This is a genomic window from Haloechinothrix alba (assembly GCF_900188115.1).
Classification (GTDB): Bacteria; Actinomycetota; Actinomycetes; order Mycobacteriales; family Pseudonocardiaceae; genus Haloechinothrix; species Haloechinothrix alba.
On sequence record NZ_FZNW01000010.1, the window covers coordinates 178,181 to 191,565 of the forward strand.

Genomic DNA, 13,385 nt, shown 5'->3' on the forward strand with positions numbered 1-13,385 from the left:
CGAGCCTGGTCGAGGTGTCAGGCGCTCGTGCGGAGCTTGTTCAGCTCATCCAGGCGGCGTTCGGCATGCTCGACGATGTCGTCGATCAGCTCGGCGACGGTTGGTAGGTCGTCGAGCATGCCGACCACCTGACCGGAGGCGAGTACCCCGGCGCCGGTGTTGCCCTCGACAAGACCGGCACGCAGCAACATCGGGGTGTTCGCCGCCATCATCAGCTGTGACCAGCTACGCTCGCCGCCGCGTTTCATCGCGAGCCCTTCGCTGATCAGCGCGCGCCACGACACGCCGGTCATCTTGCGGAACCGCACCGTGTTGCGTGCGGCGTGCACGAGCCCCCGCAGACGGCCGGTGCGTTCGAGTGTGGACACCAGCTCGGTGCGCAGCACGCGATGCGGCATGCCGTCCACCTTCCGCGTGACCACCGTGTCGGCGAGCCCACGTTCGAGGTACGCGCGCTTCACGTCGTCCGGCACGGTGCTTTCCTTGGTCAGCAGGAATCGCGTTCCCATGGCGACCCCGGCCGCGCCGTAGGACAGCGCCGCGGCGAGCCCGCGGCCGTCGTAGAACCCGCCCGCGGCCACGACCGGGATGTCCACGGCGTCGAGCACGGACGGCAGCAGCAGCGTGGTCGCCACATCACCGGTGTGCCCGCCTCCCTCGCCGCCCTGGACGATCACCGCGTCGGCTCCCCACGACTCGACCTTCGCGGCGTGCCGCGCGGCCCCGACCGAGGGGACGACCACGACCCCGGCCTCCTTGAGCTGGGCGATCATCTCCTTGCGCGGGGCCAGCGCGAAGGAAGCCACCCGCACGCCCTCCGAGATGAGCAGCTCGATCCGCTGCTGGGCGTCCTCGGCGTCGGCCCGCAGGTTCACCCCGAACGGGGCGTCGGTGCGCTGCTTGACCTCGCTGATCGCCGCGGCGAGCTCGTCGTAGCTCATGGTCGCCGATGCCAGGATCCCGAGGCCGCCTGCCCTGGCCGTGGCCGAGACCAGCCGCGGGCCTGCGACCCAGCCCATACCGGTCTGCACGACCGGGTGGTCGATGCCGACCAGCTCGGTCAGCGCGGTGCGCAGTCGTGGCCCCGTCGTCATGCGCGCACTTCCTTGTCTCGCGTGGCATCGGGGTCGAGCACGTCACGGATCAGGCGGAGCTCCTCGTCGGTGGGCAGCCGCGTCTCCGTCACCGCCGAGGTGTCCAGCTCGAACGACGTGTTGTCGACGACCTCGTCCACGGTGACGCCGGGATGCACCGAGGCGAGCCGCATGCTGCGCGTCGGGGTGTCGAAGTCGCAGACGCCGAGGTTGGTGACCACGCGGTGCAGGTCGTGATACCGGGACGCTGCCGGGCCGCCCGCGGACGCCCGGTCGTAGCCCACCCCGGAGACCACATCCACCTCCGGGGTGAACACGCGCGTGCTGTGTTTGGGTATCCAGTAGCTCGTGCGGTGGTTGACGGTGTTGCCCGGCGCGCCCCGCACACCGAGCAGCTGGCGGTCGGGCCGGGAGTGCGGGCCGATCGCCGAGATGTTCTGGTTGCCGAACCTGTCGATCTGGTTGGTGCCCATGACCACGTGCCGCTTACCGTTCGGCACGACCGTGTCGAGCATCTTCCTGAACGGCTGCCACCCCTCGATCGTGGTGGCCTCTCCCGGTGTGCCCGTGACGAGGTAAGCCTCCCCGTCGGTCATCAGCAGGCCGGGTTCGAAGGTCATGCGAGCCAGCCGAGCCCCGATGGCAGGCACGAGCCCCATCGGGCTCGCCACGATCTCCCCGTCGCCCCGGAACAGTTCCGCACAGGCTACGATCGCGATCTCGGCGCGTGTCGCCTCGCTCATACGGCGGCCTCCTCGCTGGTGAACCTGGTGACCTCGGCCTGGTAACGCTCCTCGTCCCCGGAGAGGAACCTGTCGACGAAGCGGGGCCATTCCTCCGGATCCTTGGCGGAGGCGGCGTAGTGGCGCTGGAAGCTCTCGTCGCGGCCGTAGTCGGGGGCGGCCGAGGTGAAGTGCGCCCCGTGCGGGGTCTGTACCACGCCGGTGACGGCGGAGCGGCTCAGCAGCAGCGACTGCACCGGCCCTTCCGCGGTGAGCTCGGAGGTGTCCACGACCCGCTCCGTACTGACGAAACACCGGTCCGCTGCGAGAGCGAAGTCGTCGTCGAAGTACGGGTCCGGTCCGAGGTACTGCGCGTTGCCGCGCATGTCCGCCCTGTTGAGGTGCACGAGCGCGGCGTCCAGCCGTAGCGGGGGAACGGCGAGCAGTTCCTCGCCGTCGGAGTACGGCGACCGCACGGTGCGCAGCTCGGGGTTCACCGTGACCACATCGGATCCGAGGCCCGCGCGGATCGGCAGGAACGGCAGGCGTTTCACCGCCGCGCTCAACCCGGCGTGGAACATGCCCTCGTCGTACTCGGCTACCTCGATCCGCCCGTCCTGCCGGGCCGCGGCGAAATGCGGGTCGAACGGGATCGAGTCGAGTGTGACGAATCCGAAGACGAGCCTGCGGATCTTGCCTGCCGAGGCGAGCAGGCCGACGTCGGGCCCGCCGTAGGAGACCACAGTGAGGTCGCGGAGGTTCGAGCGTAGTATCGCCCTGACCAGTGCCATCGGCTTGCGGCGCGAGCCCCACCCCCCGATGCCGATGGTCATCCCGTCGCGGAGTTCGGAGACCACCTCGTCCGCGGTCATGCGTTTGTCAATCATCCCTGCTCCTGGTTGGAGTGTGCCGAGCCGAGGAACTCCTCGCGAGCGGAGTCGGAGACGCCCGCCAGGTTGAGCTCGAAGGTGAATCCCTGCTCGAAGCGGTAGCTGTGGTGGACCTGCTGGGGGTCGATGCCGTTGATGGCTTCCTTGGCCTTCCGGATCACTCGCGTGTCCTTCGCGGCGATGTCGCGTGCCACTTCCATCGCGGTCTCGTCGAGCTCGGCTCGCGGCGCGACCCGGAACACGGACCCGAAGTGGTGCAGCTGCTGTGACGTGACTGTGCTCGCCGTGAAGTAGAGCGTGCGCATCAGATGCTGGGGCACGAGCCTGGCGAGGTGGGTCGCCGCCCCGAGCGCCCCTCTGTCCACTTCGGGTAGTCCGAACGTGGCATCCTCGGAGGCCACTATGACGTCGGCATTGCCGACCAGCCCGATACCGCCACCGAGGCAGTGCCCGTGCACGGAGGCGATGACGGGTACCGCGCAGTCGTAGACGGCCGAGAACGCGGCCGCACAACCGTGGTTGGCGCCGATGAGAGCCGAGTAGCCGTCGCTCGCCTGGACCTCCTTGATGTCCACGCCTGCGTTGAACCCGCGGCCTTCGGCGCGCAGCACGACGACGTGGCAGCCGGGATCCCTGCCGGCAGCCGTGATCTCCTCTGCGAGATCGAACCAGCCCTGCACAGTCAGGGCGTTCACCGGTGGCGCGTGCACCGTGACGACCCGCACATGCGGTTCCGCCTCGACGACGCTTACGGGTGACGACATATCAGCCTCCGGCCTGTCCACACCTACCAAACCTAACACTTGCTTGGTACGTTATCAGGGTCATGCCGATCGGGATAGCCCGTAGTCGGCCGGAGCACGACACACGAGGAGGCGGGCCGATGGCGCTGTCGTTGGGCCTGGAGGGAGCTGTAACGCTGGTGACGGGCGGTGCCCGCGGAGTGGGCGCCGGCATCGTGCGGACGTTCCTCCGGGCGGGAGCGACCGTGGTGACCTGCGCGCGCTCCGTTCCGGAGCAGCCGATCACCGCCGACGGCGCGAGCGCGGACTTCCGCAGCTGCGATGTCCGCGATCCCGAGCAGATCGACCAGCTCGTCACCGCGGTTGTGGAGCGCTACGGGCGGTTGGACGTGCTGGTCAACAACGCCGGAGGTTCCCCCTTCGCGGAGGCGGCAACGGCATCGACACGGTTCCACGACAAGGTCGTCGAGCTGAACCTGCTGGCTCCGTTACGCGCCGCGCAGCGCGCGCACGCCGCTATGGACGACCAGGACACCGGCGGCGTGATCGTCAACATCAGCAGCGTCAGCGGCACACGCCCGTCACCCGGTACGGCGGCTTACGGGGCGGCCAAGGCTGGACTCGACAACCTGACAGCCAGCCTGGCCGTCGAGTGGGCGCCGAGGGTACGGGTGAACGCGCTCGACGTCGGGATGGTGCGCACCGAGCAGGCCGAGCTGCACTACGGGGACTCCGACGGGGTCGCCGCGGTGGGAGCGACCGTCCCGTTGGGACGCCTGGCCGAGCCGGAGGAGATCGGGCAGTGCGCCGCATTCCTGGCCTCGCCACTGGCGTCGTATGTCAGCGGCGCGACGCTGGCCGTACACGGGGGCGGGGAACGCCCGGCATTTCTCGACGCGGCGACGGCCCACGTAGCCGACAAGCAGCAACAAGCACACTGAGGAGTGAGCATGAGCGGAATCACCGACGGCAGGGTCGCCATCGTGACGGGTGCCGGCCGGGGAATCGGACGGGCGCACGCGCTGGCGTTCGCGAGGGAAGGCGCCGCGGTGGTCGTCAACGACGTGGGCGTGGCGCTCGACGGGCAAGGGGAGTCCGTCGGTCCCGCGCAGCAGGTCGTCGACGAGATCGAGGCGCTGGGCGGCAAGGCGGTGGCCAACACCGACGATGTGGCGGACTGGCAGGGGGCGAGCAACCTCATCTCCACCGCGCTGGACACCTACGGGCGGCTCGACGTGCTGGTGAACAACGCGGGGTTCCTGCGCGACCGGATGTTGGTCAACCTGGACGAGCAGGACTGGGACGCGGTGATCCGGGTGCACCTGAAAGGGCATTTCGCCACGATGCGGCACGCTGCGGCGCACTGGCGGGCGGAGAGCAAGGCCGGCAGGCAGCCGGATGCCCGGATCATCAACACCAGTTCCGGGGCCGGGTTGCTCGGCAGCATCGGTCAGGGCAACTACTCCGCGGCCAAGGCGGGGATCTGCGGGCTGACGATCGTTGCCGCGGCCGAGTTCGCCCGGTACGGGGTGACGGTGAACGCGATCGCCCCGTCCGCCCGCACGCGCATGACCGAGCAGGCGTTCGCGGACGACATGGCCGCGCCCGAGGCCGGGTTCGACGCGATGGCCGCGGAGAACATCTCCCCGCTGGTCGTCTGGCTCGGCAGCGGTGAGTCGGGCGGCGTCACAGGGCGTGTCTTCGAGGTGGAGGGCAGTACCGTGTCGTTGGCCGAGGGATGGAACCACGGCCCGGCGCGGGACAAGGGCGCTCGCTGGGAGCCTGCCGAGCTCGGCCCCGTCGTGGCCGAGCTCATCGCCGAAGGAACGGACCCGGAACCCGTCTACGGCACCTGACCCGCCCTCGTGCCGGGTCGTGCTGAATGACGCTTTCAGTCCGCTGGACGGACTGAAAGCGTCATTCAGCCTTCCTCATGGAGCGAAAGCGTCATTCAGCACATTACACGCGTTCGATGATGGTGGCTGTGGACATGGCCCCGCCTGCGCACATGGAGATCAGGGCGGTGGCCTTGCCGGTGCGCTCCAGCTCGTGCAGCGCGGTGGTGATCAGGCGGGTGCCGGTGCTGCCGACCGGGTGGCCCAGGGCGATGGCACCGCCGTTGACGTTGACCCTGGCCGGATCCGGCTGGTGCACGCGCTGCCAGGACAGCACCACCGAGGCGAACGCTTCGTTGATCTCGAACAGGTCCGGGTCGCCGATAGTCATGCCGGCACGGTCGAGGACCCGTTCCGTCGCCGCGATCGGGCCGTCCAGGTGGTAGTACGGCTCTGCACCGATCAGGGCCTGCGAGACGATGCGCGCCCTCGGGGCGATGCCCAGCGCACGCGCCTTGTCGGAGTCCATGAGCAGCACCGCGGACGCGCCGTCGGAGACCTGCGACGAGGTCCCCGCCGTGTGCACGCCGCCGTCGAGGACCGGGTTGAGCTGCGCGAGCGACTCCTTGCTGGTCTCGCGGAGTCCCTGGTCGCGGGATACCACCTGCGTCTCACCCGTGGGCTCGCCGTCGGCGAGCACCGGTGCCTTGACCGGGCCGACCTCGGCTTCGAAGAGCCCGCGCGACCACGCGGCACCCGCCTTGAGCTGCGAGTTCGCCCCGAACTCGTCGATGTCGTCCCTGGTGATCCCCCGGCGTTCGGCGATGCGCTCGGCGGCGGTGAACTGGTCGGGCATGTCGATGGCCCACGAGTCGGGCCGCGGATGGCCGACACCGGTACCGCGGTTGGCGCCGAGCGGCACCCTGCTCATCGCTTCCACGCCGCAGGCGATGCCCACGTCGATGGCGTCCGTGGCGATCAGTCCGGCGACCAGGTGGGTGGCCTGTTGCGCCGAGCCGCACTGGGCGTCGATCGTGGTGGCCCCGCACGCCTCGGGAAGGCCGTTGTGCAGCCACGCGGTGCGGGTGGTGTTGCCGGCTTGCTCCCCGGCCTGGGTAACGGCACCGCCGATGACCTGCTCGACGTGGGCCGGGTCGATCCCGGTGCGGTCGAGGAGCGCGCGCTGGGCCGCGCCGAGGAGCTCGGCGGGATGCAGGCCGGCCAGCCATCCGCCGCGCTTGCCGATCGGCGTGCGGACCGCTCCGACGATCATTGGATTACCCACAGGTTTCCTCCCGGAATGTCGACTACCCTCAAAACTAGAACATGTTCTTTCTTTCGGCAATACCGGGCGGCCACACCCCCTGGCGAGGCTGCTGTCGAGCCGCTCTGGCGGGGGTGATGGCAGGCGATCTTGGCCGAGTTAACAGGTTTCACTCCACGTCTTCACTTTGCCGGGTGCATGTGCTTCAATCGTGGTAGAACGTGTTCCATTCATGCTGAGTATGGGCTGCTTCAGGTGCAGCGCGACCCCGTAGGAGGTAGCCGTGGCAACTCCGTCGATACCCGCGAGCTTCGACTTCACCGACCCCGACCTGTACACCCAGCGGATACCCCTCGAGGAGTTCGCCGAGCTGCGGCGCGCAGCGCCGGTGTGGTGGAATCCCCAGCCGGCGGGCGTGAGCGGTTTCGACGACGGCGGCTACTGGGTCGTGACCAAGCTGGAGGACGTCAAACAGATCTCCAAGAATCCGGAGCTGTTCTCCTCGTGGGAGAACACCGCGGTGATCCGGTTCAACGGCGACATCTCGCGCGAGGAGATCGAGCTGCAGCGCGCCATGATGGTCAACATGGATCCGCCGCAGCACACCAAGGCACGCCGGATCGTGTCGAAGGGGTTCACCCCGCGGGCCGTGGAGAGCCTCCGGGAGGCCCTCAACAACCGGGCGCGCGCGATCGTGCAGGAAGCGAAGAAGCAGGGCAGCGGTGACTTCGTCGAGCAGGTCGCCTGCGAGCTGCCGCTGCAGGCCATCGCCGAGTTGCTCGGGGTGCCCCAGGAGGATCGGGGCAAGATCTTCGAGTGGTCCAACGAGATGATCAGCTACGACGACCCCGAGTACGAGATCGATCCGGTCAACGCCTCCACCGAGATCCTGAGTTACGCGGCGAACATGTCCGCCGAACGCCAGGAGTGCCCGGTCGACGACATCGTGACCAAGCTGGTCAACGCCGATATCGACGGCGAGTCGCTCGATCAGGACGAGTTCGGCTTCTTCGTCATCCTGCTTGCCGTCGCGGGCAACGAGACGACTCGCAACGCGATCACGCACGGGATGAAGGCTTTCCTGGAGCATCCGGAGCAGTGGGAGCTGTTCAAGGAGCAGCGCCCGAAGACGGCTGCCGACGAGATCGTCCGCTGGGCGACACCGGTGATGGTCTTCCAGCGCACAGCCACCGCCGACACCGAGCTCGGGGGCCAGCAGATCAAGGCGGGCCAGCGCGTCGGCATGTTCTACAGCTCGGCCAACTTCGACGAGGACGCCTTCGACGAGCCCATGAAGTTCGACATCATGCGTGACCCGAACCCGCATGTCGGCTTCGGTGGGACGGGGACGCACTACTGCCTCGGTGCCAACCTCGCCCGCCTGGAGATCGATCTGATGTTCAACGCGATCGCGGACGAGATGCCCGACATCCGGGAGGTCTCCGAGCCCGTCCGGCTACGCTCCGGCTGGCTCAACGGCATCAAGCACTACCAGGTCGCCTACTCGTAACGTACACGCTGGTACACGCTGAATGACGCTTTCAGTCCATTACGTGGACTGAAAGCGTCATTCAGCGTTCCGTGTGGAGTGAAGGCGTCATTCAGCCCACCGGCTTGTCCGCCCCGACGAGCCACATCGCGAAGTACTGGGAACCGCCACCGTAGGCGTGACCGACGGCCTTGCGGGCGCCGTCGACCTGGTAGTCACCGGCACGCCCCATGACCTGCTTGGCAGCCTCCGCGCAGCGCAGCATGCCGGACGCGCCGATGGGGTTGGTACAGAGCACGCCCCCTGACGGGTTCACCGGCAACGTGCCGTCCAGCGCCGTCGCACCCGACTCGGTGAGCTTCCAGCCAGAGCCCTCCTCGGTGAATCCCAGGTTCTCCAGCCACATCGGCTCGAACCAGGAGAACGGCACGTACAGCTCGGCGACGTCGATCTCGGAGAGGGGATCGGTGATGCCCGCCGCCTTCCAGAGGGCGGCCGCGGCGTCCTTGCCTGCCTGGGGGTTCACCTGGTCCCTGCCTGCGAACGTGGTCGGCTCGGTACGCATCGCGGTGCCGTGCACCCACGCCGCGCCGCCGTCGACCGCATCGCCGGCCGCCTCGTCACCCAGCACCATCGCGCACGCCCCGTCCGAGGACGGGCAGGTCTCGTCGTAGCGGATCGGGTCCCACAGCATCTGCGAGGCGCGAACGGAATCGAAGGTGATGTCCTCCTGCCGCAGGTGGGCGTAAGGGTTGAGGGCGCCGTTGCGCCGGTCCTTCACCGCCACGAGGGCCCCGATGTGGTCGGGGGCGTCGGTGCGCCGGATGTAGGACCGCACGTGCGGGGCGAAGTAGCCCCCCGCACCCGCGCCGACCGGCATGGAGAACGGCGGGGCGATGGACAGCGCCCACATCGCGTTGGACTCGGACTGCTTCTCGTAGGCCACGGTCAGCACCCGGCGGTGCACCCCGGACTGTACGAGACTGGCAGCCACGAGAGCGGTGGACCCGCCGACGGAACCCGCCGTGTGCACCCGCAGCAGCGGCTTGCCGTTCGCGCCGAGCGCGTCCGCGAGGAACAGCTCCGGCATCATGACACCCTCGAACAGGTCCGGTGCCTTGCCCAGCACGACCGCGTCGATGTCGGACCATTCGACCCGGGCGTCGCGCATCGCGCGGTCGACGGCCTCCCGCAGCAGGCCCGGCATCGACACGTCGGTGCGCTTGGTGGTGTGGTGGGTCTGTCCCGTGCCGAGTACGGCTGCTCGCTGCTTGGTCATCGGATGCCCTCCAATACCGTGACAAGGTTCTGCTGCAGCGCCGGCCCGCTCGTGGCGTGCGCGAGGACCTTGCCTGCCGTGCCGTCGATGATCTGCTTGGCGGCCTCGCCGATCCGGGTGAGGCCGGCGGCGAACATCGGGTTCGCGGCCAGCGCACCGCCGGAGGGGTTGACGCGGACGCCGGAGTCCAGCCCGAGCGCTTCGCGCAGGATCAGCTCCTGGTGGGTGAACGGCGCGTGCAGCTCGGCGAGCTCGACGCCGTCGATGCCCGCGGCCGCGGCCGCCGCGCGCGTGGACGGGGAGTCGGTCAGGTCCCTCGAGCCGAGCGACGGCGAGTCAATCCGGTGCTCGAACCCGGTGATCACCGCCGGGCGGTCGACGATCTCGCGGGCGCGTTCCTCGGCGGCGAGCACGACCACCGACGCCCCGTCGGTGACGGGGGCGATGTCGTGCGCGCGCAGCGGATCGGCCACCACAGGGTTGGCGAGCAGCTCGGCGACCTCGGCATCGCCGGAACGCTGCGCGCGGTCGTTCGTGGTGGCGTCGGCGAGGCTACGCGCGGCGACCTCGGCCATGGCCTCCTCGGTCCACCGGCCGGACTCCAGGCCCAAACGCGCCTGCAGCCCTGCGATGCTGATCGAGTCCGGCCACAGCGGACCGGCGACGTAGGGATCGAGCTGCAGCGACAGTACACGGCGCAGGGTGCCTGCCGAGGACTTGCCGAAGCCGTACACCAGTGCGGTGTCGACCTCGCCGGTGAGGATCTTCACCCATGCCTCGTACAGCGCCCAGGCGGCGTCCATCTCGACGTGGGACTCGTTGATCGGGGGGAAGGCGCCGATGGCGTCGACGGCCGAGATGAACGAGAATGCCCGGCCTGCCAGGTAGTCGGAGGATCCGGAACACCAGAACCCGATGTCCGACTTGGACAGGCCGGTCTGCTCGAAGGCCTCGGCCAGGGTGGGGACGAGCATCTCGACCCCGTTCGTCGTACCCTGCGTGTTGCGCACGTTGGGTGCTTGCGCGAACCCCACGACGGCGACGTTGCTCATGATCGTTTCTCCGGGTGGGCTAGAGATGGTGGGCGTACGAGTCGTACGGGGCGTCCGGCTCCCCTGTCGGCTCGAAGTGGGAGACGTTCTGCAGGGACGTCTCCCACTCCTCGCGTGGCTTCCAGGCGGCGCGCACGCGCATGCCCATCCGGACCTCGTCGGCCTCGCAGCCGAGCACGAGATGCAGGAACGGGATGTCCGCGCCGTCGAGCAGGATGTAGGCCGTGACGTACGGGGGTTGGATGCGCTGCCCCAGGAACGGGACGTTGACGATGCAGAACGTCGTGACGATGCCGGTGTCGGGCAGCTCCACCTCGGTGGTGGTCGGTACCCCGTCGGTCGGGCAGGCGCCACGCGGTGGGATGTAGACCTTCTCGCACTCCGGGCACCGTTGCCCGAGCATGCGGCCCTCGGCCAGCGCGCGCAGGTACCGGCTCTCCTCCGGTGAGACCGAGTGGGTGTAGTCCAGCTGGATCGGTGTGATCACGGTTCTGACCGTGCCGTCCTCGGCGCGCTCGGTCGCAGGCGGACGCGGTGGTGTCGGGGCGTCGCCACGCTCCTCGCCCGCGTCGGCGGGCACGAAGTAGGCGATGTCGGTGATGTGCCCGACGGGTTCGTCCGCCCAGCGGACGCGCACGCGCATACCGGTGTGGATCTGTTCGGTGGAGTCCACGTCGACGGCGTGCAGCAGCGCGGTGTCCGCCCCGTCCAGGGTGATCAGGGCCCAGGCGAACGGGCGCTGGATGGGTTGGCCCTCGACCGGGTGGGACACCCAGGACCAGGTGCGTACGGTGCCGACGTCGGAGACATCGACGAACTCGGTCAGCGCCTCGGCCGTGTGGGGGTCGTACTCGACCGGCGGGACATGCACGCGGCCGTCCGAGCCGCGGATGCCGGTGATGCGCCGGTTGGCGAGTTGGGTCATGAAGTGCGCGAGAACGGGCCCGAGCGAGCGGGTGTAGTCGAACCCGATCTCCAGCGGTGCGTGCAGTGGAGTCTCTTCTGTGATCACACTCAGAGTGAAACATGTTCTCGAAATGGGAGCAAGTGGTGGGCGCGCGTAGGTACTGACCCGTAGTGAGTCGCCCCGCTTGGCTTGCTCAAACGTAGAACACGTTCTAGATTGTCTGCTGAACCGATGTATGGACGTTCGACGCGGAGCGGAGTGCAATCATGACGGCCGAACCAGCGACGCAGAATGCGAGCCCGGGCTTGTGGCGTATCGCCGACGAGCAGCCCGACCGCATCGCCGTCGTCGACCCCGAGCGGGGTGACTTCACCTATGGCGAGCTCGTAGCCGCGGCCAACCGGTACGCGCACGGCCTCCGCGCGCTCGGCCTCGAGACCGGCGATGCCATCGTGCTCCTGCAACCCAACGGCGTGGACCTGCTCGCGGGCTATTTCGCGGCGATGCAGAGCGGCCTCTACGTGGTCGTCGTCAACTGGCACCTGGTCGGCAGCGAGATCGCGTACCTGATCTCGGACTCCGGGGCGAAGGCGTTCCTCGCGCACGAGAGGTTCGCCGAGTCGGCCGTGGCCGCCGCGGACGAGGCGGGCCTGCCGGCGTCGGCACGGTTCGCCGTCGGCGACATACCGGGATTCCGGCCGGTCTCCGAGCTGGGCCACGGCCAGCCCGACACCGCACCCGAGGAGCGCACGGCGGGCTCGCCGATGCTGTACACCTCGGGTACCACCGGCAAACCCAAGGGCGTCCGCAGGCCGCTGACCGGGGAGGATCCGCACGAGGCCCCTATGGCCGGGCGGTGGTTCTTCGGCATCTTCGGGCTGGAACCGTTCGACGACCACGTGCACCTGTGCGGCTCGCCTATGTACCACACCGCGGTGCTGAACTTCGTGTCCATCTCCATCCACCTCGGGCACACCGCCGTGTTGATGGACAAGTGGGAACCCGAGGAGATGCTCCGGCTGATCGAGGAGCGCAGGGTCACGCACAGCCATGTGGTGCCCACCCAGTTCGTGCGCCTGCTCGCGCTGCCGGAGGAGGTGCGCCTGCGTTACGACGTGTCCTCGCTGCGCAACGTGATCCACGGGGCCGCGCCGTGCCCGCGGGAGGTCAAGCAGCAGATGCTCGACTGGTGGGGGCCGGTGGTCACCGAGTACTACGCGGCGACCGAGGGTGGCGGCACCGCCATCAGCGGGGAGGAATGGCTCCGCAAGCCGGGGTCGGTGGGCAGGCCGTGGCCCGGTTCGACGGTCAAGATCCTCGATGACGACGCCAACGAGCTGCCCGCGGGCGAGGTGGGCACGGTGTACATGCGCATGGGCTCCTCGTCGTTCGAGTACCACAAGGACAAGCAGAAGACGGAGAAGTCCAAGGTCGGCGACATGTTCACGCTCGGCGATGTCGGCTACCTCGACGAGGACGGCTACCTGTACCTGTGCGACCGCAAGAGCGACATGATCATCTCCGGCGGGGTGAACATCTACCCCGCCGAGATCGAGGGAGAGCTCGTCATGCACCCGAAGGTCGCCGATGTCGCTGTCTTCGGCGTCCCCAACGACGACTGGGGAGAGGAGATCAAGGCCGTCGTACAGCCCGCCGACGGCGTGTCGGCGGGGGACGCGCTGACCGAGGAGCTGCTGGAGCACGCGCGGGGCAGACTCGCCAAGTTCAAGCTCCCCCGCAGTGTCGACTACGTCGACGAGCTCCCGCGCGACCCGAACGGCAAGCTGTACAAGCGCAGGCTCCGCGACCCGTACTGGCAGGACCGCGAGAGCGCCATCTAGCTGTACTCGGCCGTCACGTTGGTGCCAGGCGATTGAGTGGTGGTAGGCCTCCGAGGGCTGAGTGGCGTCGTTCAGTGTTGTAGTGCTCGAGCCAGGGTGCAAGCGCGGCTGCGCGGTCGTCGTTTGAGGTGAACACGCGCCGGTAGGCCCACTCGGTCTGCAGGGTGCGGTTGAAGCGTTCGATGCTCCTATGTTCGTCAAGCCGCATCTTGAACGCGTGTCAGCCGTGGCTGGTCTGCGGTTGGCTTCGGCAGGTTGGCGTAGATCTC

Annotated in this window: 12 protein-coding genes and 1 pseudogene; 4 read left to right on the forward strand and 9 right to left on the reverse strand. The window is 68.6% G+C overall.

Annotated elements, in window-relative coordinates; genetic code table 11:
• Positions 1 to 17: 17 nt before the first annotated feature.
• Genes CHB84_RS11760 through CHB84_RS11775 form a run of 4 tightly spaced genes read right to left on the reverse strand, consistent with a single transcriptional unit; the run spans position 18 to position 3,470 of the window.
• Positions 18 to 1,094 (reverse strand): NAD(P)H-dependent flavin oxidoreductase, encoded by a 1,077-nt coding sequence (locus tag CHB84_RS11760; protein WP_176439914.1) that lies wholly within the window; start codon positions 1,092 to 1,094, stop codon positions 18 to 20.
• Positions 1,091 to 1,837, reverse strand: coding sequence for a CoA-transferase subunit beta (locus CHB84_RS11765; protein ID WP_089301597.1), 747 nt, complete (start codon positions 1,835 to 1,837; stop codon positions 1,091 to 1,093). The genes CHB84_RS11760 and CHB84_RS11765 overlap by 4 nt, the downstream gene beginning before the upstream one ends.
• Entirely contained in the window at positions 1,834 to 2,703 is an 870-nt protein-coding gene (locus CHB84_RS11770) for a CoA transferase subunit A (RefSeq protein ID WP_089301598.1), read from the reverse strand. The genes CHB84_RS11765 and CHB84_RS11770 overlap by 4 nt, the downstream gene beginning before the upstream one ends.
• Positions 2,700 to 3,470, reverse strand: a complete 771-nt coding sequence (locus CHB84_RS11775) for an enoyl-CoA hydratase family protein (RefSeq protein ID WP_089301599.1) — start codon at positions 3,468 to 3,470, stop codon at positions 2,700 to 2,702. Before CHB84_RS11775 ends, CHB84_RS11770 begins: the two co-directional genes overlap by 4 nt.
• A gap of 119 nt (positions 3,471 to 3,589) precedes the next feature.
• Here CHB84_RS11775 and CHB84_RS11780 point away from each other — a divergent pair, with 119 nt between their 5' ends.
• Both CHB84_RS11780 and CHB84_RS11785 read left to right on the forward strand, forming a co-directional pair.
• Positions 3,590 to 4,390: an SDR family oxidoreductase gene (locus CHB84_RS11780; protein ID WP_176439915.1), complete on the forward strand. Its 801-nt coding sequence runs from the start codon at positions 3,590 to 3,592 to the stop codon at positions 4,388 to 4,390.
• 9 nt (positions 4,391 to 4,399) lie between these two features.
• Complete coding sequence (locus CHB84_RS11785; protein WP_089301600.1) at positions 4,400 to 5,305, forward strand: SDR family oxidoreductase; 906 nt, start codon at positions 4,400 to 4,402, stop codon at positions 5,303 to 5,305.
• A gap of 103 nt (positions 5,306 to 5,408) precedes the next feature.
• Here the strand turns inward: CHB84_RS11785 and CHB84_RS11790 are convergent, their stop codons facing one another.
• A complete protein-coding gene (locus CHB84_RS11790) occupies positions 5,409 to 6,569 on the reverse strand; it encodes a steroid 3-ketoacyl-CoA thiolase (protein WP_089301601.1) in 1,161 nt (386 codons plus the stop codon).
• A gap of 262 nt (positions 6,570 to 6,831) precedes the next feature.
• Between CHB84_RS11790 and CHB84_RS11795 the strand changes: the two genes are divergently transcribed.
• Positions 6,832 to 8,058: a cytochrome P450 gene (locus tag CHB84_RS11795; RefSeq protein ID WP_089301602.1), complete on the forward strand. Its 1,227-nt coding sequence runs from the start codon at positions 6,832 to 6,834 to the stop codon at positions 8,056 to 8,058.
• A 91-nt stretch (positions 8,059 to 8,149) separates the two neighbouring features.
• Here CHB84_RS11795 and CHB84_RS11800 read toward each other — a convergent pair whose 3' ends face one another.
• The 3 genes from CHB84_RS11800 to CHB84_RS11810 are packed head-to-tail and all read right to left on the reverse strand — an operon-like array spanning position 8,150 to position 11,380.
• Entirely contained in the window at positions 8,150 to 9,316 is a 1,167-nt protein-coding gene (locus CHB84_RS11800) for a thiolase domain-containing protein (protein ID WP_089301603.1), read from the reverse strand.
• A complete protein-coding gene (locus tag CHB84_RS11805; protein ID WP_089301604.1) occupies positions 9,313 to 10,368 on the reverse strand; it encodes a thiolase domain-containing protein in 1,056 nt (351 codons plus the stop codon). Before CHB84_RS11805 ends, CHB84_RS11800 begins: the two co-directional genes overlap by 4 nt.
• 19 nt (positions 10,369 to 10,387) lie before the next feature.
• Entirely contained in the window at positions 10,388 to 11,380 is a 993-nt protein-coding gene (locus tag CHB84_RS11810) for a Zn-ribbon domain-containing OB-fold protein (protein ID WP_245818688.1), read from the reverse strand.
• 161 nt (positions 11,381 to 11,541) lie between these two features.
• On the opposite strand from CHB84_RS11810, the gene CHB84_RS11815 reads away from it, so the two are divergent.
• Positions 11,542 to 13,116, forward strand: coding sequence for an acyl-CoA synthetase (locus CHB84_RS11815; protein WP_089301605.1), 1,575 nt, complete (start codon positions 11,542 to 11,544; stop codon positions 13,114 to 13,116).
• A 13-nt stretch (positions 13,117 to 13,129) separates the two neighbouring features.
• Here the strand turns inward: CHB84_RS11815 and CHB84_RS11820 are convergent.
• A pseudogene (locus CHB84_RS11820) lies at positions 13,130 to 13,300 on the reverse strand (integrase core domain-containing protein); the annotation flags it as partial.
• Positions 13,301 to 13,385: the final 85 nt, after the last annotated feature.